This is a genomic window from Mycetocola manganoxydans (genome assembly GCF_003667545.1).
GTDB classification, from domain to species: domain Bacteria; phylum Actinomycetota; class Actinomycetes; order Actinomycetales; family Microbacteriaceae; genus Mycetocola_A; species Mycetocola_A manganoxydans.
The window spans coordinates 142,139-167,030 of the sequence record NZ_RCUV01000001.1; the positions used below are offsets into that span (position 1 = coordinate 142,139).

Annotated in this window: 20 protein-coding genes and 1 pseudogene; 9 read left to right on the forward strand and 12 right to left on the reverse strand. The window is 66.5% G+C overall.

Translation table 11 applies throughout. The features are described from left to right. Positions 1–87: 87 nt before the first annotated feature. From D9V29_RS00680 to D9V29_RS00690, 3 genes are all read right to left on the reverse strand, one after another. On the reverse strand, positions 88–1,554 hold the full coding sequence (locus tag D9V29_RS00680; RefSeq protein WP_121671396.1) for a catalase: 1,467 nt from the start codon (positions 1,552–1,554) through the stop codon (positions 88–90). Positions 1,555–1,631: 77 nt separating this feature from the next. Beyond that, the gene (locus D9V29_RS00685; RefSeq protein WP_121671397.1) at positions 1,632–2,069 is read right to left on the reverse strand and encodes a Fur family transcriptional regulator; all 438 of its coding nucleotides are present in this window, start codon (positions 2,067–2,069) and stop codon (positions 1,632–1,634) included. A gap of 47 nt (positions 2,070–2,116) precedes the next feature. Further along, on the reverse strand, positions 2,117–3,112 hold the full coding sequence (locus D9V29_RS00690) for a stage II sporulation protein M (RefSeq protein WP_121671398.1): 996 nt from the start codon (positions 3,110–3,112) through the stop codon (positions 2,117–2,119). 17 nt (positions 3,113–3,129) lie between these two features. Here D9V29_RS00690 and D9V29_RS00695 point away from each other — a divergent pair, with 17 nt between their 5' ends. Next, complete coding sequence (locus D9V29_RS00695) at positions 3,130–3,978, forward strand: RDD family protein (RefSeq protein WP_121671399.1); 849 nt, start codon at positions 3,130–3,132, stop codon at positions 3,976–3,978. A 79-nt stretch (positions 3,979–4,057) separates the two neighbouring features. On the opposite strand, the gene ahcY is transcribed toward D9V29_RS00695, so the two are convergent. Together ahcY and D9V29_RS00705 are read right to left on the reverse strand one after the other, a co-directional pair. Continuing rightward, the gene (ahcY, locus tag D9V29_RS00700) at positions 4,058–5,548 is read right to left on the reverse strand and encodes an adenosylhomocysteinase (protein WP_121671400.1); all 1,491 of its coding nucleotides are present in this window, start codon (positions 5,546–5,548) and stop codon (positions 4,058–4,060) included. 44 nt (positions 5,549–5,592) lie between these two features. Next, entirely contained in the window at positions 5,593–5,814 is a 222-nt protein-coding gene (locus D9V29_RS00705) for a DUF3499 family protein (RefSeq protein WP_121671401.1), read from the reverse strand. A 71-nt stretch (positions 5,815–5,885) separates the two neighbouring features. Here D9V29_RS00705 and D9V29_RS00710 point away from each other — a divergent pair, with 71 nt between their 5' ends. After that, the gene (locus tag D9V29_RS00710; protein WP_121671402.1) at positions 5,886–6,326 is read left to right on the forward strand and encodes a metallopeptidase family protein; all 441 of its coding nucleotides are present in this window, start codon (positions 5,886–5,888) and stop codon (positions 6,324–6,326) included. 26 nt (positions 6,327–6,352) lie between these two features. Here the strand turns inward: D9V29_RS00710 and D9V29_RS00715 are convergent, their stop codons facing one another. The 5 genes from D9V29_RS00715 to D9V29_RS14830 all read right to left on the reverse strand — a co-directional run bounded on the left by D9V29_RS00715 (position 6,353) and on the right by D9V29_RS14830 (position 12,559). Then, positions 6,353–7,744, reverse strand: coding sequence for a DUF5719 family protein (locus tag D9V29_RS00715; RefSeq protein WP_147436197.1), 1,392 nt, complete (start codon positions 7,742–7,744; stop codon positions 6,353–6,355). Positions 7,745–7,751: 7 nt separating this feature from the next. Beyond that, positions 7,752–10,823, reverse strand: a complete 3,072-nt coding sequence (locus tag D9V29_RS00720) for a glycosyltransferase (RefSeq protein ID WP_121671404.1) — start codon at positions 10,821–10,823, stop codon at positions 7,752–7,754. Positions 10,824–10,901: 78 nt separating this feature from the next. Further along, positions 10,902–11,219 (reverse strand): WhiB family transcriptional regulator, encoded by a 318-nt coding sequence (locus tag D9V29_RS00725; protein WP_121671405.1) that lies wholly within the window; start codon positions 11,217–11,219, stop codon positions 10,902–10,904. A gap of 124 nt (positions 11,220–11,343) precedes the next feature. Beyond that, positions 11,344–12,318, reverse strand: a complete 975-nt coding sequence (gene galE, locus D9V29_RS00730; RefSeq protein ID WP_121671406.1) for a UDP-glucose 4-epimerase GalE — start codon at positions 12,316–12,318, stop codon at positions 11,344–11,346. Positions 12,319–12,388: 70 nt separating this feature from the next. Beyond that, on the reverse strand, positions 12,389–12,559 hold the full coding sequence (locus D9V29_RS14830; RefSeq protein ID WP_183084862.1) for a hypothetical protein: 171 nt from the start codon (positions 12,557–12,559) through the stop codon (positions 12,389–12,391). An 89-nt stretch (positions 12,560–12,648) separates the two neighbouring features. Here D9V29_RS14830 and D9V29_RS00735 point away from each other — a divergent pair, with 89 nt between their 5' ends. Beyond that, positions 12,649–13,617 (forward strand): GlxA family transcriptional regulator, encoded by a 969-nt coding sequence (locus tag D9V29_RS00735; protein ID WP_121671407.1) that lies wholly within the window; start codon positions 12,649–12,651, stop codon positions 13,615–13,617. A 3-nt stretch (positions 13,618–13,620) separates the two neighbouring features. Here the strand turns inward: D9V29_RS00735 and manA are convergent, their stop codons facing one another. Beyond that, entirely contained in the window at positions 13,621–14,814 is a 1,194-nt protein-coding gene (gene manA / locus D9V29_RS00740; protein WP_121671408.1) for a mannose-6-phosphate isomerase, class I, read from the reverse strand. 173 nt (positions 14,815–14,987) lie between these two features. Between manA and D9V29_RS00745 the strand changes: the two genes are divergently transcribed. Further along, entirely contained in the window at positions 14,988–16,166 is a 1,179-nt protein-coding gene (locus tag D9V29_RS00745; RefSeq protein WP_121671409.1) for an acyl-CoA dehydrogenase family protein, read from the forward strand. Positions 16,167–16,655: 489 nt separating this feature from the next. Further along, a pseudogene (locus tag D9V29_RS15065) lies at positions 16,656–17,612 on the forward strand (glycosyltransferase); the annotation flags it as partial. Between the two features lie 46 nt (positions 17,613–17,658). Here the strand turns inward: D9V29_RS15065 and D9V29_RS15070 are convergent. Continuing rightward, positions 17,659–18,819 (reverse strand): acyltransferase family protein, encoded by a 1,161-nt coding sequence (locus D9V29_RS15070; protein WP_259462871.1) that lies wholly within the window; start codon positions 18,817–18,819, stop codon positions 17,659–17,661. 146 nt (positions 18,820–18,965) lie between these two features. Between D9V29_RS15070 and D9V29_RS00760 the strand changes: the two genes are divergently transcribed. From D9V29_RS00760 to D9V29_RS00775, 4 genes are all read left to right on the forward strand, one after another. Continuing rightward, on the forward strand, positions 18,966–20,198 hold the full coding sequence (locus D9V29_RS00760; RefSeq protein WP_147436198.1) for a lipopolysaccharide biosynthesis protein: 1,233 nt from the start codon (positions 18,966–18,968) through the stop codon (positions 20,196–20,198). Further along, positions 20,195–21,535 carry an O-antigen ligase family protein gene (locus tag D9V29_RS00765; RefSeq protein ID WP_121671413.1) on the forward strand — a complete coding sequence of 447 codons (1,341 nt, stop codon included), beginning with the start codon at positions 20,195–20,197 and terminating at the stop codon, positions 21,533–21,535. The genes D9V29_RS00760 and D9V29_RS00765 overlap by 4 nt, the downstream gene beginning before the upstream one ends. Beyond that, positions 21,532–22,866 carry an O-antigen ligase family protein gene (locus D9V29_RS00770; RefSeq protein ID WP_183084863.1) on the forward strand — a complete coding sequence of 445 codons (1,335 nt, stop codon included), beginning with the start codon at positions 21,532–21,534 and terminating at the stop codon, positions 22,864–22,866. The genes D9V29_RS00765 and D9V29_RS00770 overlap by 4 nt, the downstream gene beginning before the upstream one ends. 100 nt (positions 22,867–22,966) lie before the next feature. After that, positions 22,967–24,880: a glycosyltransferase gene (locus tag D9V29_RS00775; RefSeq protein ID WP_121671415.1), complete on the forward strand. Its 1,914-nt coding sequence runs from the start codon at positions 22,967–22,969 to the stop codon at positions 24,878–24,880. Positions 24,881–24,892 lie beyond the last annotated feature (12 nt).

The following is a 24,892-nucleotide window of genomic DNA, read 5'->3' on the forward strand; positions in this document are numbered from 1 at the left end:
CGTCCGCACCGGGTGAATTCGCGACAACGACGACGGGCCCGGCACCCGCGTGAAGCGGATGCCGGGCCCTGCGTGTGTCAGTCGTGCCTAGACGGCGACGTGCGCGGCTGCGAGCGCAGCACCGAGCTTCGAGCCCAGCTCGATGTCGACGTTCGACCAGTACGCAATCGCACGCGCACGGATCTCCGGGTTCCGGACAGCACCGACGTGACCGGTGATCTGCGCGAGCAGGCGGGCCTTCGCCGCGTCGTCCATGACGTCGCGGTAGAGGGTTCCTGCCTGCCCGAAGTCATCGTCCTCGGGGTGCAGTGTGGCCGAGGTGCGCAGGAGCTCACCGTCGTTCTGCCAGCCGGTGGATTCGGCCGCGCGAGCAGCGTCCGCGTGCGGGCCGCCGAACGAGTTCGGCGCGTAGACCGGGCGGTCTGCCGGCGGGAAGTCGATCCGGGCAGCGCCGTCCTTGGAGTACGTGTTGACCTGGGCCTTCGCGGCGTTCACCGGGAGCTGGGCGTGGTTCACACCGACGCGGTAGCGCTGGGCGTCCGCGTAGGAGAAGATCCGGGCCTGGAGCATCCGGTCGGGGCTCGCGGCGATTCCTGGAACGAAGTTCGCCGGAGAGAACGTCGCCTGCTCGATCTGGGCGAAGTAGTTCTCGGCGTTCTTGTTGAGCGTCATGGTGCCGACCTTGATCAGCGGGTAGTCGGCGTGCGGCCAGACCTTCGTGACGTCGAACGGGTTGAACCGGTAGGTCTTCGCGTCCTCGTACGGCATGACCTGCACGGACAGCGTCCAGCTCGGGAAGTTCCCTTCGGCGATGTTCGTGTACAGGTCGTGCTGGTGGTAGTCGGCGTCCTGGCCGGCGATCTCGGTGGCCTGGTCCGCGCTCAGCACGGCAATGCCCTGGTTGGTCTTGAAGTGGTACTTCACCCAGAAGCGCTCGCCCTCCGCGTTGATCCACTGGTAAGTGTGCGAGCCGAAGCCGTCCATCTGGCGCCAGGATGCCGGCAGGCCACGGTCACCCATGAGCCAGGTGACCTGGTGGGCGCTCTCGGGAGACTGGCTCCAGAAGTCCCACTGCATGTCGTTGTTGCGCAGGTTCGAGCCAGGGAGGCGCTTCTGCGAGTGGATGAAGTCGGGGAACTTGATGCCGTCGCGGATGAAGAACACCGGTGTGTTGTTGCCGACGAGGTCGTAGTTTCCCTCGGACGTGTAGAACTTGAGCGCGAATCCGCGCGGGTCGCGCCAGGTGTCAGGAGAGCCCTGCTCTCCGGCGACGGTCGAGAAACGGGCGAGCATCTCGGTCGACGCGCCCTGCTGGAACAGTGCTGCGCGAGTGAACCTTGACACGTCCTCCGTTGTCTCGAAGACACCGAACGCTCCACCACCCTTGGCGTGAACGACACGCTCCGGCACCCGCTCGCGGTTGAAGTGGGCGAGCTTCTCGGTCAGGTAGCTGTCGATCAGCGGGATCGCGCCGTCTGCTCCGACGGTCAGCGACTGTGAGTCGGCTGCGACCGGTGTTCCGGTGTTTGTGGTGGTGTACGAGGTGTCGGACATGTATCTCCTTGGTGGTGCTTGTCGGGGCAGGGGGAAGCGTCAGGCAGCGCGATGCGGCCTGTTGCGAAAAGACAGGGTCAGGTGAGGGGCGCGGCAGCGCAATCGGGGCAGAGACCCCAGTACGTGACTTCGGCCGTTGTGAGAGTGAATCCGGATGTGTCCAGCGGCGTCAGGCACGGAGCCGCACCGACGGCGCAATCCACGTCCCCGATCGCTCCGCATTTCGAGCAGACGATGTGGTGGTGGTTGTCTCCGACACGCAATTCGTAGCGCGCGGGGGATCCGGCCGGTTCGATCCGCCGCACGAGACCGGCATCGGTCAACGCTCCGAGCACACCGTAGACGGCCTGCAGTGAGGTGTCGGGCAGATCGGGCAGCACGGCCTGGAAGACGGTGTGGGCGTCAGCGTGCGGGGAGGTTTCAAGAGCGCGAAGCACGGCGAGACGCTGGTCGGTTGCCCGGAGCCCGGCCGAGCGCAGCAGTTCGCGCTGGGGGGTCGTGCTCGCCGTGGTCATGACTCAAGCCTAGCGTCTATCTTGAATCATTCAAAACTGGGATGCCGTCAGCCGGCATACAGGCGGGATGCTCCCGCTTCGAAGGCGGTCAGGTCCCCGGTCTCGCCCGCGCGGTAGGCGCGGCGGCCGAGAACGAGCATGTAGAACAGAAACGCGCCGAGGGCGAGCGCGCCGAGCCCGATCTTCACGGGCCACGGCCAGGGCTGTGGGGTGACGAATCCCTCGAGGATTCCGGCGACGAGAAGGACGAGCACGAGACCGATGGCGACAGTGAAGAGCGAGCGGGCATCTTCGGCGAGCGCCTGCCCCCTCGTGCGGTTGCCCGGCGCGACCCACGCCCAGAAGATCCGGAGTCCACCTGCGCCGGCGACGAAGATCGCGGTGAGTTCCAGCATCCCGTGCGGGGCGATGTAGAGGAAGAACGTGTCGCCGTGGCCGAAGCTGAACAGGACGGCGGCGGTGACACCGAGGTTTTGCGCGTTCATCAGGATCACGTAGGGAACCCAGACACCGGTGACGCCGAACGCGATGCACTGGGCGGCGATCCATGCGTTGTTGGTCCAGACCTGTCCGGCGAAGGAAGCCGCCGGGTTGTCGGAATAATAGTTGGCGAAGTCCTCTTCGGCGAGCTGCTGCAGCTCGGCCGTACTGCCGAGGTTCGCGAGGACCTGGGGGTCACCGAGGATCCACGCCGCCCAGAGCCCTGCGACGATCACCGTGCTGAGGGCCACGGCAAGGGTGAGCCAGCGCAATCGGTACAGTGCTGCCGGAAGCTGCAACACGAAGAACCGCGGCACCTGGCTCATCACGTTCGAGCCGGCGGAGGTGAACCGGAGCCGGGCCCTCGACAGACTGACGCTGAGTCGATCACCGTGAACGGTCGACCCCGCCGTCGTCTTGATCGCAGACAACTGGGTGGCGCCGGCCTGGTAACGATCGATCAGTTCGTCGGCTTCGGCGCCCGACAAACCGCGCTTCGACGCGAGAGCGTCAAGGCGGTCCCACTCTTCGCGGTGGGCGGCGCTGTAGGCATCGAGATCCATCTGCTTAGATACTATTCATGGCAGAGCCCGTCGGCACACTCTCGAACACGCCGGACTCCTCCGAGCTTCTCACCGGGGAGGCCGTCGCCCTCGACGTCCAGTCGACGAGTTTCATCCTCCGTGCCGCCGGCGCCATCATCGACTTCCTCGCGACCGTGATTCTCGCGGGCCTGCTGTTCTGGCTGCTTTTCGTACTGGCGATGCAGGGTGTGATCGACCAGTCGGCGACAGCCGCGTTCAGCACGTCGATCATCGTCTTCTCCTGCGTCGTCGTTCCGACGGCGGTCGAAACCCTCAGCAGGGGCAGGTCGCTCGGAAAACTCGCCGTCGGAGCACGGATCGTCCGCGACGACGGCGGGGCGGCCGGGTTCAGGCACGCATTCATTCGCGCGGTCACCGGTTTTCTCGAGATCTACATGACCCTCGGTGGGGTCGCCGCTCTGACCGGGCTGCTCACCGGCCGGTCGAAGCGCCTCGGCGACCTCCTCGCGGGCACGTACGCCCAGCAGGAGCGCGTTCCGCGTGTCGCCGAGCCGGTGTTCGGCATGCCGCCCGCCCTTGCCGCGTGGGCCGAACTGGCAGACGTGGGACGGATGCCAGACCGGCTGTCCCGCCGCATCGCGCAGTTCCTCAAGCAGGCTCCGAAGCTGACGCCCGCGACCCGTGTGCGACTCGCACGCGATCTTGCCGTCGAGGCATCCGCCTGGGTCTCACCGGTCCCGAATGTCGATCCGGAACTGTTCCTCTATGCGGTCGCCGCCGCACGCCGCGATCGTGAGTACGCGGCCCACATGCTCGAGCGGGAACGCCTCGCGCGGGTCGCCCCCGTGCTGACCGGTCGGCCGCACGGCTTCCCCGACCGCTGAAAAAAACCGCGAGTTGCCCGGAAAAGCGGTTGCACGCGCTCGCGCACCCGCGATTTCCGGCAACTCGCGGCGAGAGACCTCAGTAGCGGTAGTGATCGACCTTGTACGGGCCGTCGACCGTAACGCCGATGTATGCGGCCTGCTCCTCGGAGAGCGTCGTGAGCTCGACGCCGAGGGCACCGAGGTGGAGCCGGGCGACCTTCTCGTCGAGGTGCTTCGGCAGCACGTAGACGCCAACGGGGTAGTTCTCGCGGTGAGCGAAGAGTTCGATCTGCGCGAGCACCTGGTTCGTGAACGAGTTGCTCATGACGAATGACGGATGCCCCGTGGCGTTTCCGAGGTTCATCAGGCGTCCCTCGCTCAGAATGAGGATCGACCGGCCGGTGGGCAGTCGCCACTCGTGCACCTGCGGCTTGATCTCCACCCGCTCGGCACCGTCGAGTGCCTCCAGCCCCGCCATGTCCACTTCGTTGTCGAAGTGACCGACGTTCGCGACGATCGCCTGGTGCTTCATCCGGAGCATGTGCTCCGTGGTGATCACGTTGACGTTGCCTGTGCCGGTGACGAAGATGTCGACCTGCTCGATGACGCTCTCGATACGCGCGACCTGGTAGCCGTCCATCGCCGCCTGCAGGGCGCAGATCGGGTCGACTTCTGAGACGATGACGCGAGCGCCCTGGCCGCGGAGGGCCTCGGCCGCTCCCTTGCCGACGTCGCCGTAACCGACGACGAACGCGACCTTGCCGCCGATGAGAACGTCTGTGGCGCGGTTGAGCCCGTCGGGAAGCGAGTGGCGGATGCCGTACTTGTTGTCGAATTTGCTCTTCGTGACCGAGTCGTTGACGTTGATCGCGGGGAACAGGAGCTCACCGTTCCGGAACAGTTCGTAGAGGCGATGAACGCCGGTCGTGGTCTCCTCGGTGACTCCGAGCAGTTCCGCCCCGACCTTCGTCCAGCGGTCGGGGGACGCCGCGAGCGAGCGACGCAGCAGCTCGAGGACGACGCGACCCTCGGTGCTGTCGGCGTCCGTCGTCTCCGGAACAGCACCGGCCAGCTCGTATGTGCGCCCGTTGTGGACGAGGAGCGTTGCGTCTCCCCCGTCGTCGAGGATCATGTTGGGGCCGGTCCAGTCCGCGCCCTCTTCCGCCGCTTCGGCCGACCAGTCGAAGATCTGCTCGGCGCATGCCCAGTACTCTTCGAGGGTTTCGCCCTTCCAGGCGAACACCGGCACACCGGCCGGCGCGTCGACGGTCCCGGTCGGGCCGACGGCGATCGCGGCGGCGGCTTCGTCCTGGGTGGAGAAAATGTTGCAGCTCGCCCAGCGCACACGCGCGCCGAGGGCTGTGAGGGTTTCGATGAGCACGGCAGTCTGCACGGTCATGTGCAGCGAACCGGCGATGCGGGCGCCGGCCAGGGGCTGTGAAGCGCCGAACTCCTCACGGAGGGCCATGAGGCCTGGCATCTCGTTCTCGGCCAGCCGGATCTGGTGGCGACCCGCTTCAGCGAGCGAGAGGTCGCGGACCTGGAACGGCAGCGAGGTGGCGGATGCGCGAGGGGGGGTAATCGTCATGATGCCATTCTCGCAGACGCACCGGCGCGTTCCCCGAGAGCTTCTCAGGCGGAGGAGCCGACGTCGCGCAGCATCTGGTGCCGCACGACCTGCCAGCCCTGCGGAGCGCTCATCCGTTCGGCGTGGATCGCGCAGAGGTCGTACGTGTGCGGTTCCCTGGCGAGCGACAGGGGGCCGAGCACCGCCATCGAGTCACCGTAGTCATAGGTGAGTGTCGATACCGCGTCGCGCGAGCATCCGACTTTCGAACAGGGCCTGTCAAACATTCTCCTCACCATACAAGCCCTGGGCACCGGAGCCCGGGAACCTCGCCGCTCGAGGCGAATAGGATGGCGTCATGGCCAGACGCACTTCCCGGAGCACGGGTTATACCCGGCGCGCGGTCAGGCACGACCGGCACGGACGATCGGAACGCAGCGCAGCGACGGGCCCGCACCTCGACCCGCTCAAGAATCGCATCGACACCTTCGACATGACCGTCGCCGCAGCAGCTGATTTCCTGCGGAGCGCGTGGCCGGATGACCTGTCCAACGTCCGGTACGAGGTCGGGGCGATGCCACTCGGGACTTCCCCGGACGGAACGGTACCCCGCTGGTGGACGAGCGCATCAGAGCGCAGGATCGTGCTCTACCGCCTGCCGATCCAGCGGATGAGCAAGCTGCACCGAGATGACGAACTGCACCAGCGGATGATGATCGAGAGTTGCGTGTTCCGGGCCACAGCCGAGCTGATCGGCAAGGACCCGTGGGACCTCGGTCCCGACCGCTTCCACTTCTAGGACAGGGGCTCCCCCGTGACGGACGTCTATCGCGGGTAAACCGTCACGGGCGTCGCCAGCGGATTGGCCGGCTGGATCCCGTAGGCCGAGAAACCGCCTGCACCCTCGAAGCTGATCTGCGCGTGCACGCCTTCTGCACCCGAGACGGTGTACGCGGCACCCCCACGAACCGGCGTCACGACGCCATCGCCGGCAGGAACGGCGACGCCGGTCTCGGCTCCGTTTTGCCCGGTGAGCGTGACGTCGATCGCGGAATCCGTCGGGTTGAACAGGTGGAGTCGTGACCCCTGACCCTGAGCGACGGCGAGGCTGAGATCGGCATCGATCGGGGCGGATGCGACGAACCACGCGAAATCGCCGGAATCGCCGGCTGCGGCGGTCGTTCGCGCGGCGGCGACGATCGGCACATCGGAGCTCATGGAGATCGAGTAGCTCCCCGCGGCGAGGTTGGACAGCGGAATCTCATTGACGACGCCGGCCTCGATCGCGTAATCGAGGGGCTCTGGCACTGTTCCCCCCGACTCGCTCGCGAACGTGATGACGACCCGGGCAGCGTCGGCGCCTGGCACGAGGAGGCGCAGCGCGCCGATGCTGTCGTCGTAGGTCTCACCGATCGTGGTCGGTGCGGTTCCGGGAATCACGACACCCGGCAGGACCTGCGTGATCGCCGGAGGAGCTGTCGGCGCAGACAGTTCCACACCGCCGGGCGTGATGCCACGGACGACGCTGTGCTGCAGGGTGGCGTAAACCTGACCGCCGGTTGTCCTGACCCGGATCACGGGATTCCGGATGCTCGGGGCAAAGCTTGCGACGGAGAACACCCTGCTTTCACCCGCCTGCACGATGATGCCGCCCGCTCCCGGAGCTTCGATCTCGCCGGTCTCACCGAAGAACGACAGGTCGATCACGGCATCAGCGCGCGTGGGATTGCTGAGCGACAGCAGGCTCGTCCGCCCGACATCGGTCGATCCGGCGACGAGCCAGCTGTCGGCGCTGACTTCACCGCATGCGGTCGCGGCGAAACCGGTGAGATCGTCGAGGTCCGCGCTCTGCGACTGGGCCGCAGCAACGAGTGGCGCGTCCTCTCCGTCGGCGCTCGATGACGTGACGACCGTCGGCAGCCCGAACTGGTCCCCACTGATGTTGTCTGGAGCGGAGAGCGCCGTCTGCTCGCTACCCTCTGGGGCCGCGAGGGTGACAGCCGGAGCCCCGAAGCTGCCTGACGACGCGTCGATCTCCTGGCGAAGGAGCGGCCCTGGGCACAGCCGGGTCTGGTCGGATGCCGTCGGCGTCACGCTCGTGCGCGGCACATCGGCAGCAACCACGGGGAGTTCCACCTGTCCGACGGCGAACGCCGCCCCGGCGAAGAGCGCTACGCCGAGGATGCCTGTCACCACTCGCCCGCTTGTCGCTGCCACCCTGCGTCTATCGGCCATCGTTGTTCTCGCTCTCGACGGTCGCGCTCGGCACCAGCGCCGGCCGCTCATTGTCGCCTGTCGGTTCGGTTGCCGGTGCCGCGGCGTCAGCAGCGGTCGCAACAGCTTCGGCCTTGTCGATGGATTCGGACTCCGCTGCAAGCTCGAGCTCGATCGCCTTCTCCGCCTCGGCATCTGCTTTCAGCTCGGCCCGTTCGGCCCGTGTCAGGCGGGGAGCTTGCTCATGTCCCCGACGGCCGATCACGCGTGGCCGGCTCTCCGCTGCCCGACGTGATGCGGCAGTGGGGACGGCGAGGAGCAGCGCAAAACCGAAGACGAGAGCGAGGCTGACGAGGACCAGAGTCGATGCAAGCGGATCCCGGGGGCCGACGCCGGCCTGTGCGATATCTCCCTCGAAGCGCCAGAGGGTTCCGCGGTCGGTCGGACCGACGTGAGCGAGCGAGGCGTTGGAATCGAGCGAAGTGGCCGCACGGGCGGTCATGCCATCTGCGGGAGCCGTCACGTCCTCTCCCAGCGACGGGGCGGGTGGTGTGAGAAGCACGAATCGCACGCGGTACTCGGAGAGCAGCGCGGTCGGGTCAAGCCCGCCCTGCGAGACGAGGTTGGCGGCGAGAACAGCCACCTTTTCGTCGTTGTCCGTGATGTCGGGAGTGGTCGTCAGAAGCGTCGACTGAGTGTCGAGCGTCCTGCCGACACCGCCGACGAGCCGTGCCGCCACACCGCCGTCTGGCTGAGGAGTGAGAACAAGAGTCCGGAGGGATGGGTCGACCGACGCCGCCGCAGCAACATAGGCGGGCAGGGTCCTGCCGTTGCTCGCCGTGATCGCCCCTCCGGTTGCGAGGCTCGTTGCCATCGGCGCAGCGACGACGAGCGCGAGGATACCGATGACGAGTGCCGGCAGGGCGGCTGAGCGGCGAAGGCTGTCGAAACCGACCACCGCCGCGCCGACCAGGCCGAGCCAGTACAGGCTCAGCGCCGATCCTGGCCAGGCAGATGCGGCCTGCGAACCGGTGACGCTGATCAGGAGATGCGTGGAGCCGACCGCGGTCGCGAGGCCGAGGAGTGCGGTGAGAACGAGGAATGCAGCCCGCGCACTCCCAGGAAGGAACAACGCAACGAGCGCCATGACGGCAAGCGGAGCGAGCAGGATCGCGACGAGAAGGCTCGCGGGAAGGGCAGACAAGCCGAGAGTGTCGGCGATCGACGCCCACGCGGGGTTCCCGGCAGGAAGGCCCTGCAGAAGGTCCCAGCCGGTCGGACGGGCGGTCAGGAGAGGTAGTCCCGGGTCCGCGAGCAGCCCCAGCCAGTTGCGCCCGACGACGCCCTGCTGCCAGACAAGGGGAGCGAACAGGACAGCGCTCGGAAGAACCAGCCACACCACCCGTGCGAGGTGCCTGCCGGAGAGCACGAGGGCGATGAGCCAGAGAACCAGGAGGGCAGGGGCAAGCGTCGGCGCGACGGCGAGTGTCGCGGCGAGGATCAGCGACGCAACCGCGGCGGATCCCCAGGAACGTGCGGCGACGCATCCGCTGTAGAAGAGCCACGGAAGCAGGAGGTGAATGAGGATGCCGGAGAGGTGGCCGGCGCTGAGAGCCGAAAGGAAGGTCGGCGCGACGGTCCAGAGCACAGCGGCGACGAGTCGGTAGCCGCTGGCCTCGGTGAGCCGGGTGGCCGCGAACCATGCCCCGAGGGTGGCGAGAGGAAGCGCCAGGAGCGTCACGAGCACGAGCGAGTACGACGGGTTCCAGAACGTGAGCGTGCCGAGCACGGCGACGACGGCGGCGAACGGGTCAGCGGCCCCGGTGAAGCCGAGTCCGATATCACGCCAGCCATAGCCGATGTTCGACCAGAGGTCGCCCACCGCTGACGACAGCGGCAGGATCGTGCCCCCTTCGATGGCGGATGCCGCCAGCAGCCGGAAGAACAGCGCCGAGCCGATGAGCGCGGACGCGAGCACGAGCCACGCGCCTCCCCCGGTGAAGAATCGCAGTTCGCTGCGTTCGACGGTGTAGACGACAGCGCCGGACTCCCGGCGCAGCCTCCTGCGCCTGCGGACTTCGGCGAACGGGATCCGGAGGGCAGCGAGCGACGACCAGCCGACCGCCTTGGAATCGCGGAGGTTCTTGCGGGCCCGCGCGATCCGCATGGGGCTGAAGGCGACCCGGAACGCCGCTGCGATCTCGGGGCCGACGAGGTCGGGCTGTTTCCCGATGATGCGCGCGATCCCGCGCAGAATGCCCAGCGGGACGAGGCTGAGCCAGTGCAGCCAGATGATCGCGGTCGGCGCGTACACGAGCCGGCGATACAGCTGGGCTCCCCGTGTCTGCCGAGCTCGCTTGCGTCGTGCCGCCGGGCGGCCGGACCTGGCAGCACCGGCGATCCCGCTTCCACCGCTGAACACGGTGGCCGACGGGACGACGGTGACCCTGTGCCCCGCGAGTCTGGCCCTGGTGCAGAAGTCGAGTGCGTCGTCCGCCGAGCCGAGGGCCGGATCGAACCCGTCGAGGTGCTCCCAGACGGCGTGCCGCACGAGAAGGCCCGCCGGGGCGACACCCAGCACGTCGCTGACGTTGTCGTGCTGGCCCTGGTCGAGTTCGTTCTCGACGAGCGCAACGGTCGTTCCGAATGGCGTTACCGACTCACCGAGCGACACGATGGTCACACCGTCTGCGGCGTCCTTGATCTTGGGGCCTGCGATCGCCACAGAGGGGGCGATCTCGAGGGCGCCGAGCAACTTCTCGAGCGCGTCGGGGTCGGGAGGCGTGTCCTGGGCGAGCAGCCAGAGAAATTCATCGGGCCCGTCAGGCTGCTCGATCACCCGGACGCCCGCCGCGAGAGCCTGGCCGAATTTCAGCCGCTCCCCGGAGGTCACGATGCGGTCGACCCCTGCACGTTCGAGAGTCAGGGTGACGGATGCCGGTGCGTCGCACGCGACGGCGATGACGGCATCCGGCTTCCGCGATTGCCGGGCGAGCGCGTCGAGGGTGCCCTGAAGACCAGCGGTGCCGGTGGGGCTGGTGCCGTCGTGCACGACAAGGATTGCGGTAACTCGGGGAGACATCGCGTCCAGACTATGTCGGCGGGGGCACAGGGCGGTCGACTGGTCCGGCGTGGCACGATATCGCCACCCGAGGGAGGATCAGACGGCGCGTTTTTTCAGCTTGCGACGTTCACGCTCGGACAGCCCGCCCCAGATGCCGAAGCGCTCGTCGTTCTCGAGAGCGTATTCGAGGCATTGCGTTCGAACTTCGCAACTCGTGCAGATTCGCTTGGCGTCTCGCGTGGAACCGCCCTTTTCGGGGAAAAAAGCCTCCGGGTCTGTCTGCGCACACAGCGAGTCCGACTGCCAGGCGAGTGGGTTGTCGTCTTCGGTATTCTTGCGAACACCGGGCACGCCCAATTGAACCGGGTCAACGAACCAGTCCTCGGGAACCCCAGAGCGATATTCAGGTGACATATCTCTCTCCCCACTTTTTGCCCATGCGCCACGCGGCGCTAGACATAATTACACCCGTGTAGTTCGCTCACGTCAAGTCGCGGATAGTAAACCCTCAACCCCCAATGGAGGGTTCACGCAGCCTCTACCGGCGTGTCGTGGCGGCGTTCGCGCGTGCCCGGTACGCGGAGTCCACCATCTCGGCGAGGGTGTGGCGCATACTCCAGTCCAGGTCACGAGCGGCGAGGTCACCGGATGCCACGATCCTGGCCGGATCCCCGGCGCGCCTGTCTGCCAGCTCGGGCGTGAAGTCGATTCCGGTCACGTCGCGGACGGCGGTCATGATCTCGCCCACGGACACCCCGTCTCCGGAGCCGAGGTTGTAGACGGGTTCGATCGGGTCTCCCGCATCGAGTCGTCGCGCTGCAGCGACGTGGGAGTGGGCGAGGTCGGCGACGTGGATGTAGTCGCGCACGCACGTGCCGTCCGGTGTCGGGTAGTCGGTGCCGTAGATGCGCGGGGTGCGGCCGGTCAGGAGGGCTTCGAAGATCAGCGGGAACAGATTGTGCGGGCTCGTGTCGTAGACGTCCGGATACCCCGACCCGACGACGTTGAAGTAGCGAAGCGACGTGTGTGCGAGACCCGCCGCAACGCCCTGGTCGGCGAGCAACCACTCCCCGATGAGCTTCGACTCGCCATAGGGCGACTGCGGGCTCTTCGGGGTGGCCTCGGTCACGAGGTCGGTGTCCGGCGTCCCGTACACGGCCGCGCTCGAGGAGAACACGATCCGCGAAACCCCCACTGCCGCCATGGCCTCCAGGAGAACGAGGGTACCGGTCACATTCTGCGCGTACGTGTGCAGCGGGCGCTCGACGGATACGCCGGCGTATTTGAAACCCGCGATGTGCACGACGCCGGTGACGGCGTGATCCAGGAGCGTCGACTCGACCAGAGCGCTGTCGAGGATGCTTCCGCGGACGAAGGGCACGCTCTCGGGGAGGAACGTCGTGTGGCCGCTCGAGAGGTCATCGAGCACGACAACGCTCATGCCCTGTTCCGTGAACGCGCGAACGACGTGTGCACCGATGTAGCCGGCGCCTCCGGTGACCAACCAGGTCATGCTTCCTCCTCGGTACCGGACGGCAGGAGCCGCCCGGTACCGAGCATATTGCACGGGCGATCGGGAGGGCTCAGCGCAGTCCCGCAGTGAACGGACGACCGAGCTGGTCGAGGTCGTCATTCCTGGACGGGCCGAAAGTCCGCTCAGGGAGGCGGCGGAGTCCGTCGGAGTGCAGGTCGACGACGGTGGCGATCATCGAGAAGATGACCGCGGCGGCGGTAAGAATCAGCAACATCAACATGTCTGTAAATCTATGGATTGCGAGATCCTGCCAACAGTGGCAGAATTGCCACTATTCGATACATTCCTGCCAGATTCGGAGCATCCGTCATGCTGAAGAAAATTGCCGTTCTCGCCCTTCCCGAGATGGCTCCGTTCGAGTTCGGGGTCCTCTGTGAAGTTTTCGGAATCGACAGGTCCGACATGGGCGGCCCGTCGTTCGACTTCCACATCGTCGCTGCTGAGCCGGGTCCCGTTCGAACCAAACTCGGATTCGACATCATCGTCAACGAGAACCTGGACGAGGCGAAGGATGCCGATCTTGTCGCTGTTCCCGCGTACTACTTCGGAGAACTGGATCCGCGCATCATCGACCTGTTGCAGGACGCCGAGGCACGCGGCGCCTGGATCCTCAGCGTCTGCAGCGGGGCGTTCGCCCTTGCGGAGGCCGGCATCCTCGACGGACGCCGCAGCACCACGCACTGGATGTACACCGACAGGCTCACCCGGGATTACCCGTCGACGACCGTCGACCCCGACGTGCTCTTCGTTGAGGACCGCAGGGTCATCACCGGGGCGGGAACCGCGGCGGGGATCGACGCCTGCCTGCACCTCGTGCGCACCGAGCTCGGCGCCGCCGCCGCGAACGTGATCGCCAGACGCATGGTCGTTCCTCCCCAGCGCGACGGTGGCCAGGCCCAGTACATCCAGGCGCCGGTGCCCGAACGGCACAGCGACTCGTTCGCCGGGGTGACCGAATGGATGCTCGAAAACCTCGCCGAGGATCTCCCCGTCGATGTTCTCGCGGCACGCGCGCTGATGTCCGAGCGGACCTTCGCACGACGGTTCCGCGCTGAGATGGGAGCGACACCGGCAGCCTGGCTGAACCGGCAGAGGCTCATCCGGGCCCAGCACCTGCTCGAGCGCACCGACGAAGGTCTCGAGCAGATCGCCGCGGAATCCGGGTTCGGATCGGCAGCGGTCATGAGACACCACTTCCTCAAGGTCCTGCACACGACGCCGAACGCCTACCGCAGGGCGTTCAGCTGCACGGGCGACGCCGTGATGGCAGCTGGCTGATCGCTAGAGCCGCGTCGTCGCGACGAACAACTCCCCGTCGCCGCGAATGCTGAGCTGCCCCTCGTCCGGAGTGATGTAGGCCGCCGCACCGCGCTCGAGTGTGAGCGAACCGGACGCGCCGGTGAGGGTGACGGATCCAGCTGCCGCGAGGGCGATGGCCGCGCCTGGCAGCTCGAGAGTGGGCGACGTTCCCTGCCCCGCGACAATGTGCACGAGTTCGAAATCGGGCACCCCTGGCCGGTAGACGTCAATCCCGTTCTCGAGACGCTCCGGCTCGAGGTACGGCACGGCCACCGGAGTGAAGTCGAGCACCGTCAGCAGTTCGGGCACGTCGATGTGCTTCGGGGTCAGGCCCCCGCGCAGCACGTTGTCGCTCGCCGCCATGAGTTCGACGCCGAAACCGCGGAGGTACGCGTGGATGTTACCGGCTGGCAGGTACAGCACCTGCCCGCGCGTCAGCGTCACCCGGTTGAGGAGAAGCGACACCACGATCCCCGGGTCACCGGGGGCGAATCCGGCGAGGAGCCTGACGGTGTCGACCGCTGGCGTTCGAGGGGCGGATGTCGCTGCAGCCGTCACGGCGCGGACGAGGGTCGAGCTGTCGCCGTCCAGGAGAGAACTGACGACACGACGGAGCACATCGGCGTCGTCCCCCTCGAGTTCTCGGCGGAACGCGGCGAGCGCCGTGAGATCATCCGCCGAAAGCCCGGGGACGGCGAGGAGCGCGTCGACGTCCACCGCGGCGTCGCCGACCGGCCGGAACCCGCACAGTGCGTCGAACGTGTCGCTCAGGGCGAAGATCAGCTCAGGCTTGTGGAACGCGTCCTTGTAGTTACGCGCAGGGTCGTCGAGAGCGATCCCCGCGGCGTTCTCCCTGTCGAACCCATCCCTCGCCTGAGCTGGCGACGGGTGAGCCTGCAACGAGAGCGGGGCATCCGCGGCGAGGAGTTTGAGGAGGAACGGCAGCCGCTGCCCGGAAAGGCCGGCGGATGCCGCGTCCGCTGCGACCCAGTCGGCAAGCGTCATGAATCCACCGACGGCCTCAGGGGTCAGGATCGTTGCCGGCGATCCCGGGTGGGCGCCGAGCCACAGTTCCGCCTCGGGTTTGCCGGATGGTGAGCGTCCGAGAAGCCCCGCGATGTCGGTTCGGGACCCCCAGGCGTAGTCGCGGGGAGTGTTGGCGATGGGAACAAACACGGACTCGTCCTTCGGGTGTCTCCGGGGGCGTGCGGGGTTATCGCCACCCTACAAGAGCCGTGTGAATGCCAACGTCGGCCGTTGTCCGTTCGGCGCAGGCGAATTGTCGCCCCGGTCGCCGTTGCCTAGGCTGCGAAGCAGGATTCCCCTTCCCTCAACGCAATGGAGCACGCATGTCGTTCGAACCCCTCGCCAGTGATTTCTACGGATTCGAGACACTCCTCACTCCCGAGGAGCAGGATGCACTGATGCGCCTGCGTTCGTACATGGAGGGCACCGTTCGCCCGGTGATCAATGACTACTGGGAGCGCGCCGAGTTCCCGCACGACCTCGTCGAGTCGTTCCTTGCCACCGACGTCGCCCGGTTCGCCTTCCCCGAGACTCGGCCGTTCGAGAACTCGGCCGTGTTCCGCGGGCTCGCGGCAATGGAGATGTCGAGGGTGGACGCCTCGATGTCGACCTTCATCGGGGTGCAGGAGGGTCTCGCGATGGGCTCGATCTCCGTCTGCGGCTCACAGGAGCAGCGCGACGAGTGGCTGCCGCGGATGGCGAGCGGTGAGGTCATCGGAGCATTCGGACTCACAGAACCCCTCTCCGGCAGCGACAGCGCACGCGGCTTGCGCACAACGGCGACCCGTGACGGTGACAGCTGGGTGCTCAACGGATCCAAGCGCTGGATCGGGAACGCCACCTTCAGTGACATCACGATCATCTGGGCCAAGGACACGTCGGACGGCCAGGTCAAGGGTTTCATCGTCGACACCACGACCCCCGGGTATTCCGCGACCAAGATCGAGCGCAAGATCGCGCTTCGCCCGGTGCAGAACGCGGACATCGTTCTCGAGAACGTGGTCGTCCCTGAGGCGATGCGGCTGCAGAACGCCCGCTCGTTCCGCGACACCGCGAAGGTCCTCCGGCTGACCCGCGCGGCTGTCGCCTGGTCGAGCGTCGGCGTCGCGATCGGGGCGTACGAAGCAGCGGTCGCATACGCGAAGGAGCGGGAGCAGTTCGGCAAGAAGATCGCCGAACACCAGCTCGTACAGGACCTGCTCGCTCGCTGCCTCGGAAACATCACTGCCTCGATGGCGCTGTGCGTCCGGGTCTCGCAGATGCACGACGAAGGCACTCAGGGCGACGAGCACTCCGCCCTCGCCAAGGGGTTCTGCACGTCGAAGATGCGGGAGACCGTCGCGTGGGCGCGCGAATCCATGGGCGGCAACGGCATCGTCCTCGACTACGAGGCCGCGCGCTTCTTCGCCGACGCTGAAGCGCTCTACTCCTACGAGGGCACTCGAGAGATGAACGCACTCATCGTTGGTCGCGCGATCACCGGAAAGGCCGCTTTCGTCTGAGTTGTCGATGGCCCGGTACACCCCGGGCCACCGATCGGCAAGGCGGTGGCAGGACGTTCGGCCGGATGCGAGGATCGATCCCGCGCCCGGCCATTCCGGCCGGTCTGATACTGCCCGGAGGCCCCGTCCATGCCGCATGTCCATCTGCGACCTGGCTGCCACCTCGCCGTGACCTGGGGGGTCTCCGATTCCTTCGGCGGGATGACCGGTGCCCTGCTGCACCGCTCCCGTGCGTTCGTCCGGCTCGGCGGAGTCGCCGTCGACGTCGTCACCTTCGATCTCCGGCCGGACTATCCGGCTCTTGAGCCGCGCCTGCGTGCCTCAGGAGAACTGATCGACGGCATGACGCTGACGAACCTCTGGGACTGGCTGGTCGGCACGCTCCCCCGCTCGGACACTGACGACAAGGCCGCCGCCAGGCGGGTTCCATTCACGCCTCTCGACAACGACCCGACGTACGAATCGGTCGTCAGAGACGGGCGCGAGATCATGCGCATCCGCTCGGACGGAAACGGCAACCCGCTTCAGGTCGACCACTACCGCGCGAACGGCTCCCTCGCCGTCTCGGACCGTCGTGACATTCGCGAGCCGGGAACCACCGGGGGCCGGGTGATCGTCTGGTGCGACGCCGACGGCACCCCCGCGCGCCGGTGGCGCAGCGCCCGGTCGTTGTACCGGTGGTGGCTCGACCAGCTTCGCGACCATCGGCCGACCACGCTGATCGTCGACAGCAAGACCAGTGCACGGTTCGTGCTCGGATACCGTAGGCCGGACCTCATCACCCTGCATGTGGTGCACGCATCTCACCGCCAGGGGGTGACCGATCCCCTGCAGGTGCGGGCGTCGCGCGCCGACGTGTTCCGGACTCCGGACGGGTTCGACCGCATCGTGTTCCTCACCGAGCGCCAGCGCGATGACGCGCGGTTGATCCTCGGCACGGACGCCCCGCTCGCCGTCATCCCGAATGGACGGGACGTCTCGCCAGGCGAACGCGGACCCATCGACCGCGATCTGACGCGGGGAGTCGTTCTGGCATCTCTCGACAAGCGCAAACGCGTTGAGCATGCGGTGAAAGCGGTCGCAGCGATGAGCGGACGTGTGTCGCTCGACGTGTTCGGAGACGGTCCTGAGCGGGCGAAGGTCGAACGAACCGTCGCTGCGACAGACGCCAGCGTCGTCCTGCACGGTTATCGATCCGGCGCGAGCCGTGAACTGGCGGACGCCTCCTTCTTGCTCCTCACCTCACGCAGTGAAGGTCTCCCCCTCGTCCTCGTCGAGGCGATGGCGAGCGGATGCCTGCCCATCGCGTACGACATCCCTTACGGCCCGGCCGACATCATCCGCAACGGACACAACGGGTATCTCGTTCCTGCGGGTGACGTCGCCGGTCTCACCGCGGCGATCGAGCAACTTCTCGCGCTCCCAGCCGCGCGCGTCGCCGCGATGCGACGTCAGGCGATCCGCACCGCGGAACGCTTCTCGGACGAATCCGTTACCCGGCGGTGGGCACGAGAGATCGATCGGGCTGCGATGCAGCGCGGGCTCCCACCCGCCGCGCCAGCGCGTGCGCTGGCTTTTCGACTGCGGCGTGGAATGCGACGGAGACTGCGAAAGTTGCCGGGAGCGCAACGGCTGAAACGAGCCACCATCGACCGTCTCCGATGAGGTAGGCAACCGTCGCGAGCACCGGAATGTGCACGAGGTACAGGCTGAACGACACCTTGCCGAGCCAGCGCGGCAGTGGTGAGTCCAGAAGGCGTTCAGCCAGGGGCGACACGATCGCAACGACGATGAGTCCGGCCGCGCCGAACCCGGCGAGCCCCCAGAGAACAGCGCTGACCTGCGATCCGGCGGGTGCGATCGGCCGGGCGAGCCAACTGGTGATCAGGACTGCGGACGACGACACGGCGAGCGCAGCCCAGACCCAGCCGCCGTACCGCTCGTGGACCGATGCACCCCACGCTCGAAGCCGGTCGAGGTTCGCGGCGATCAGGGTGCCGAGGAAGAAGGTCGGCAGATAGACGAGCGCATCGAGTTCGAGAACGCGGCCGAGGACCATGGCACCGCCGCTGACGAACACGGCAAGGCCGACGTGCCTGCCGACCGCCCTGGTGGCCACGATGAAGACCGGAAGAAGAAGCGAGAAAAGGACCTCCCAGCGCAGCGACCACAGGACGTTGTTGAGCGTGTAGGTCTCGGGGAGCAATGTCGCCTCACCGAGCAGGAGTGACAACGGGGCCTCGTCCGCGTTGCGCTTCTCCAGCCAGCTGTCAGCCGTGACCTGGCCGTCGGCATGCGGGACCAGGAGGATGAATGCCGCAGCCAGAAGCAGGGATGCCACGACGGGAAGATAGAGGCGGACCAGCCGGCTCGGGTAGTACGCCAACCAGTCGAAACCGTTGCGGAGGGCTGGGAGGGCAACGACGAGTCCGCTGAGAACGAAGAACACGAGGACCGCTTCGGTTCCGGCGGTGACGAGTTTGAGCGGGGATTGGGTGAGCCACTCCCACGCACCGGGGATCTGCTCGAGAGCGGGACGCGCAACGAGCGTGTGGTGGTACAGCAGGACGACGACCGCCGCGATCCCCCGCACACCGTCGAGCGAGGCGATCCGCCCTGACCGGGCAGTGCCCGGGACCCGTGAAGAATGCATCATTCAACTGTAGGCAGAGCAACATGGACAGACGCTGGGTTGACGACGCCCTCGCCTATACTTGCGACGAACCGAGGCGCGACCCGCCCATTCGTCGAGCCAGGCCGTTCCGGCCAGAATTGCGTGGATGTTGTGAGAGAACCGTGGTGAGCCGTCGGCGCCTGCTCGGGTTCACCGGCGGTTACGGGGCATCGGTCATCATCAGCGGCGTCATCAGCATCGGTGTGCTCCCGGTCATCATCGTCTTTGCCGGCGAAGCAGTGTGGGCTGAGATCGCCGTGGCCCAGGGCGTCGCCGGCTTCGCCTACGTGCTCGTGATCTTCGGTTGGGGCGTCACCGGTCCGACCGACGTCGCCAGCCTCGAGCCAGCAGACCGTGGCCGGTATTACCTCGATTCCCTGATCAGCCGGATCTGGCTTCTCGCCGTTGTGCTTCCCCCGGCGATCGTGATCGCACTCCTGTTCGGCAGCGCATATCCCCTCGTCACGGCGTTCACGGTGGTGACCGGGCTCGTATCGGGGTTGTCCGGCGCCTGGTTTTTCGTCGGAGAGGCGAGCCCCGGTCGGTACTTCTTCCTCGACCTCGTTCCCAAGAGCATCGGAACTCTCGCCGGAGCGGGACTGCTCATGATCACCGGCAACGCCCTGTGGTTCATCCTCGTGCAGGGACTCGGTGCTGTCGCCGCGCTCATCGTCACCACGGTGAGTATCAGCAGCCGCTACCCGGGCTGGGCGCGTGACCTGTCAGCACGGGGAGCATTCGCGCGACTGTCCGGGCAGTCGGCCGCGGTTGCCATGTCGCTCACGAGCGCAATCTACGTCAACCTTCCGATCCTCATCGTCGGCGCATTCGCCGGTACCCAGGTCACCGCAGCGTACGCGCTCGCGGAGAGGATCATGCGTTTCGGCCTCATGGCGACCCGCCCCATCGTGCAGGTGTCGCAAAGCTTCGTCCCGGCCAAACCCGAAGAAGAACAGGCTCGCCGCGCCCGGGTGGTGACGAAGATCGCCGCACTCACCGGTCTCGCCGGCGGCATCGCCTACGCCGCCGCAACGCCCTGGATCGTCGACCTGTTCTCGGGGAGCGGCCTCTCCATTCCGTTTGCTCTCTCGATCCCACTGGGAATCGCGCTCGCCGCCATGCTTGTCTCCCAGATCACCGGGTTCGCGTGCCTCACCGCCTTCGGCCAGACCCGCGCTCTGGCCACGAGCACCATCGCCGGCGCAATCACCGGCGCCGTCCTCCTCGTGCCCCTCATGCTCGCTTTCGGCACTCCGGGGATCGCAGCGGGGCTCGCGGTCTCTGAGGTCGTCGTCCTGATCGTTCAGCTCTCCCGCCTTCGGCCTTTCCTCCGGCAGCGCGATACCCTGACTGCATGACCTCGCCGATCGTCGCGCCACCCGAAGCGCTCTCGACTCCGCGACTGTGGGCATCCGGGATCGCCACCCTCGCGCTGTTCATCGCCCTGGCTGGAGACGCGGTGCGCCACGTGCTCGGGCTCTGGGGTTTCGTCGGCGTGAGCATCCTGGTGGCGGTGGCTGCGCTTGTCGTTTTTCTCCGGTTGCGTCCGGTCTGGGATCGCCGCCGCATTCCGAAAGCCCTTCTCGCCTTCGTCGTTTTCGCCGTGCTTTCTCTCGCGTGGTCGGCGTACCCGGGCGCGAGCGTCTTCACGCTCGCCGGCATGCTGGTCTGCAGCTTCATCGGGATCTTCCTGGCGCTGACGTTCGACTGGCCGGAGGTCGTCCGCGTGCTCGCGAACGCGATCAAGTGGATCCTCGCCCTGTCGATCCTGTTCGAGCTCTGGGTTTCGCTCGTCATCCGTGACAGGGTGCTGCCGTTCTGGATCGACTACGGCGACGAGGAACCGCCGCTTCTCGCCTTCTGGTCACGGAATCTCCTCTTCGAAGGCGGAAAGATCCAGGGCATCCTCGGCAATTCGAACCTGCTCGGCATCATCGCCCTGTTCGGCCTGATCGTCTTCTCGCTGCAATGGGCCGCAGGCACTGTGCGCCGCTGGTCCGCCATCAGCTGGCTCGTTCTCGCCGCGCTCGCGTTCGCTCTGACGCGCTCGAGCACCATGATCATCGCACTCGTGGCCGTTGCCATCGTGCTGGCTGCAGCACTGCTCATCCGCAGCGCAGGAACGCCGGCCGGAAGAACTCCGGTCTATCTGGGACTCCTCGGCGCCCTCGCAATCGCAATCGCGGGAGCCGTCCTGTTCCGCGATCAACTGCTCGGCTTGCTCGGCAAGAGCGACGATCTCACCGGGCGGCTGACGATCTGGGACACCGTCCTGAGCACCGCTGCCCACAGGCCATGGTTCGGCTGGGGCTACTCCAGCCCCTGGATCCCGTGGGTCGAACCGTTCAATGATCTCGTGGTGCGCCGGGGAGTGCTTCAACTGCACGCGCATAACGCGTGGCTGGATGTCTGGCTGCAGCTCGGTTTCGTCGGCCTCATCCTCTTCACCGCCGTGATCGTTTCCGTCACCTGGCGGGCGTGGTTTGCCGCTGTCGACCGCCCTCGCGTCGACATCGTCGACACCCACCCCTATTCCCCGCTGTCGCTCCTCCCGATCCTCTTTCTCGTCGTTCTGCTCGTGCAATCGCTCGCCGAGAGCCGCATCCTCATCGAATCGGGATGGGTGCTTCTGGTCCTCTTCGCGGTCGCCACCAAGCAGCAAACCGTCACGCGCCCATCGGCGCTCGGGCGATGAGCAACTCGCGCGGGGCGCGTCCGTCCCGCCTGCAGTCGATCGAGGAGACTCTCGGATCGGCTCCTGTCGCTCAGGCTCTGGCCTGGTGCATCGTTGGAGTCGCGTTCGGTGCGCCTGCGCTCGGCCGTGTCATCGGCGTACCGGGGCTGACCGCGATGCTCGTGACCCTCGCCATCGGATCCATCGTGGTTCTCGTCGCACGCCGCCGATTCCTCGACTGGCACGGATTGCTTCCTCTCTCGATCCTTGCCTTCATCATCTGGTGTGCCATCTCGGCTGCCTGGTCCGGATATCCGGCCGACACGCTCGAAGGGCTCTTCACGCTCACGGTGTACGCGTTCCTCGGGCTCACCGTCGCTCTCACCAGGGACCTGATCCAGATCGTGCGCACGACGGGAGGCGTCCTGCGCGTGTTGCTGAGCGCATCCCTGCTTCTTGAGGTGGCCAGCGGGGTCATCTTCGATCGTCCGATCGGGTTCCTCGGGGTCGAGGGACTGCTCGCGTCCGGTGGACCCATCCAGGGACTCTTCGAGACCAGGAACCTGCTCGGTATGGTCACGTCGATCGCGCTCGTCACCTTCATCATCGAGTGGCGCACCCGCTCCGTCCCCAAGCCTGTCGCCCAGTACTCGGTCGCGATCGCGCTGCTCTGCCTCATCTTCAGCGGCTCACCGGTCACCCTCATCGTCGTCGTGATCCTCGGCGTCGCGTCCCTCGCGCTCTACGGTCTTCGCCGGGCACGACCGGACGCCCGCCGGGTATTCCAGGTCGCGTTGCTCGCCGCGGGATCACTCTCGCTCGTGATCGCCTACGCGACGCGAACACGAATCATCGATCTGCTCAACGCGGGGAGCGAATTCGAGGTGCGCTACCGTCTCTGGCTGAGCGTCTGGAACTTCATCCAGATCCACCCGCTGGAGGGCTGGGGTTGGGCCGGCAGCTGGCCGCTCGGCGAGGCACCGTACAACTACATCATCTGGACGGTCGGCCGCGAACACATCTCCGCCCTCAATGCCTTCCTCGACGTCTACCTCCAGGTGGGGCTCGTCGGCATCTTCTCGTTCATCCTGCTCTGCGGATTCGCCTTCCTTCGGAGCTGGCTCCTCGCCTCGAACAAACGCAGCACCGTCTACGTCTGGCCCGCCCTCGTCCTCGTCGCACTGCTCGCTACGGGCATGTCGGAGAGCTTCCTCCTCGACGAATCCGGCTGGTTGCTGCTCGTCATCTGCGCCGTGAAGGGTTCGCAGGGGATGAGCTGGCGATCCCGCCTGCCGGAAAAGCCGCCGCCACCGCGGGCGCCAGGCGCGTCGCATCCCGAATCTCTCGCCTGAATCGCCCAGCGTCGGGCGACTAGGCTCTGGAAGGCGGATTGTCGGTCCGGCTGCCATCATCACCATCGAACATCCACGGAATACGGAGTCCACAAGAATCGTGACGAACTGGTCAACACTCCACAATGTCGTCTTCTCCACCGATGGCGACCCCGATGTCCTGCCACTTTATGCAGACCCGGAGACCTGGACGCAGATCGGCGAGGAAACCGTCAAGATCAGCGAGAACGCGCACATCGAAGACGTCCTGTCGCGGTCGAGCATGAGGATTCGCGCCGGAAGGCGGGTGTCGTTCGCGAGCTACTTCAACGCCTTCCCCGCGTCATACTGGCAGCATTTCTCCAACGTCCGCTCGGTTCGGCTGACCCTCGCCACCACCGGTGCAGGAACGATCCTGGTCTACCGTTCCAACTCCCAGGGCATCCAGCAGAGCGTCACATCCCGTCCGATCAGCGGTTCGGCAGAGACCGTCGTCGATCTGCCGATCCAGTCGTTCGGCGACGGCGGATGGTACTGGTTCGACATCGTCGCCGAGAACGACGACGTCATCCTCAATCGCGGCGTCTGGTCAACCCAGGCGGAACCCGTCGTCAACGGAAAAGTGTCACTCGGCATCACGACGTTCAACAAGCCGGACTATTGCGTAGCCACGCTTGCTGCGCTCGAGGAAAGCGACGAGCTGCTCGCCGAGATCGACCGCATTTTCATCGTCGACCAGGGGAACCAGAGGGTCGCGGATGAAGCAGCGTACCCCGAACTCGCCGCACGCCTGGGCGACCAGCTCCAGGTACTCACGCAGTCGAACCTGGGCGGTTCCGGCGGATTCGCCCGCTCGATGGCCGAGACGCTCGCACGCCCCGAGAGCGACTTCGTGCTCCTCCTCGACGACGATGTGAAGGTGGAGCCGGAGAGCATCCTGCGTGCCCTCCGCTTCGCGAGGCACAGCCGCCGCCCGACCATCGTCGGCGGGCACATGTTCGACCTGCTCGACCGCCCGGTGATGCACGCCTTCGCCGAGGTGATCGACCCGGCACCGTTCGTCTGGCAGACCCAGTTCAAGGACAGCTTCCCGCACGACTTCCGTCGCTCGAACCTGCGCCAGACTCGGATGCTGCACGCCAGGATGGACTCCGACTACAACGGCTGGTGGTTCTGCCTGATCCCGACGGCGGTCATCCGTGAGGCCGGGCTCGCCCTCCCCGCGTTCATCAAATGGGACGACGCCGAATACAGCCTGCGGGCGCGCGAGCACGGGTTCCCCACCGTCAGCTTCCCCGGGGCTGCGCTCTGGCACGTCTCGTGGATCGACAAGGACGACGCCATCGACTGGCAGGCGTACTTCCACCAGCGCAACCGCTTCGTGGCCGCCCTCCTGCACTCTCGCCACAAAAACGGCGGCAAGCTGCTCAAGGATTCGCGTCGGGCCGACCTCAAGCATCTCCTCTCGATGCAGTACTACGCCGTCGCCCTGCGCCACCAGGGACTCCGTGACGTCCTGACCGGCCCCGAACACATGCATCGGACGATGCCGACCCAACTCGGCAAACTCCGCGAGCAGGCCAGGAACTTCCGTGAGAAGAAGGTTCTGCGCTCTGACGACGAGACCCCCATCACGAACCAGGGCAAACAGGTGTACAAGGCGCCGTCCGGCACCCAGCAGACCAAGGGCCCGCGTGGAATCCCGCTCGTCATCTACACGATCAAGATGATCGCGAGGCACTGGCTGAGCGACCCGTCGACGCGAGACCAGGAGCGCCCCCAGGTGGAACTGGCAAAGCGGGATGCCACCTGGTTCCGTGCGCCGACGTTCGACAGCGCACTGGTGTCGACGGCCGAGGGCTCCGGCAAGGTCTGGTATCTGCGCGACCGCCGCACGTTCCGGCGGATGCTGCGCGAGAGCATCCGTCTTCACCGCGAGATCGAGAAGAACTGGGACCGCCTCGCAAAGGAATACCAGGCGGCACTCCCCCGCATCACCTCGGTCGACGAGTGGCAGAACACGTTCGAGAAGTAGAACGAAACGGCG